The sequence below is a fragment of the Acinetobacter sp. 228 genome (assembly GCF_048147885.1).
The window spans coordinates 1-1220 of record NZ_JAYWYV010000380.1; the positions used below are offsets into that span (position 1 = coordinate 1).

General features: G+C 40.0%; 3 protein-coding genes. 2 read left to right on the forward strand and 1 reads right to left on the reverse strand.

Annotated elements, in window-relative coordinates:
* Positions 1-531, forward strand: a 531-nt coding sequence (locus tag VXQ92_RS19180; RefSeq protein WP_416682871.1) for a DnaJ C-terminal domain-containing protein, incomplete at its 5' end; no start/stop codon positions are given.
* An 11-nt stretch (positions 532-542) separates the two neighbouring features.
* Complete coding sequence (locus tag VXQ92_RS19185) at positions 543-872, forward strand: chaperone modulator CbpM (RefSeq protein WP_000207459.1); 330 nt, start codon at positions 543-545, stop codon at positions 870-872.
* Between the two features lie 248 nt (positions 873-1120).
* Here VXQ92_RS19185 and VXQ92_RS19190 read toward each other — a convergent pair.
* A partial coding sequence (locus tag VXQ92_RS19190) for a hypothetical protein (protein WP_416682872.1) occupies positions 1121-1220 on the reverse strand: 100 nt, incomplete at its 5' end.

Genomic DNA, 1220 nt, shown 5'->3' on the forward strand with positions numbered 1-1220 from the left:
GTCGATCTTGATATTGCTTACCATGGATCAACACAACACATCACCCTGCAAATTCCAACCATCAATGCTTATGGTGAGCCAGAGGTACAACGAAAAACCTTACAGGTAAAAATACCTAAAGGCATGAAAGAAGGACAGCAAATTCGCCTAAGTGGACAAGGACAAAGTGGTATTAATGGTGGTGCCAACGGCGATCTTTATATCGAGATTCAATATAAAGATACAGATCATGTGCATGTCGAAGGCAGTGATGTATATTTGACTGTAGATGTAGCCCCATGGGAAGCCGCATTAGGGCAAGGCATTGAAGTAAAAACACCTGCAGGACCTTTACACGTCAATTTACCTAAAAATGCAAAACAAGGACAACAGCTACGTTTAAAAGACAAAGGGATACCAAATAAAACGCCAGGCCATCTTTATTTAATTTTAAATATTGTATTCCCACCGGCGCATTCTGAAAAAGAAAAAGAAGCCTATCAGCAATTGGCAGAAGCCTTTGCTTCATTCGAACCTCGTTCATCTCATTAGGGAGCAAGATCATGACAACCATCCATTATCGAGAAATTGTATGTGACGGCCACACCTTTAGTGCTGAAGTCGTTGATGAACAATGTACATTTGACTTGCAACAGTTTGCTCAAGCCTGTGGTCAAAGCCCAGACTGGATTCTCCAGCTCATTGAGTACGATATTTTAGCGATTGATACACCACCTGAAAAACATCAATTCATGGGTGAAGATGTTATCCGCGCTCGTAAAGCATATCGTTTGCAACGTGACTTTGATGCAAGCCTTGCAGCTGTTGCGGTGATGTTAGATTTGATTGATGAAGTGCAACAACTTAGAAAACAGTTGAAGCATTTTCATTGAGGAATAGCATCAATACAGCATAAAACCCTAGTTGAAATCTGATAGTCGAGAAAGCCATCTGCAACCTGCGTGGTATCTCAATCAGATAATGGTTTTGTAATACTGTTATTTAAAAATAGGTATTGAACAGGTTTTGCAGATGGTAATGGTTTTGCCTACTTTTGCCGCAACAAAAGTAGGTCGAACCGAAGGTTAATGACTATATTAAATAACAAGTTAGCGAGGCCCAGTCGTGCAGAAATAAAAATTTATTTCAACCGAGTAATCTTTTCCACTTCCTTCAAAGTCTGCTTAATCGGTTCATATTCCAAAAACCAGAACAAATTCATACGATCTTGTCGGTGCTGC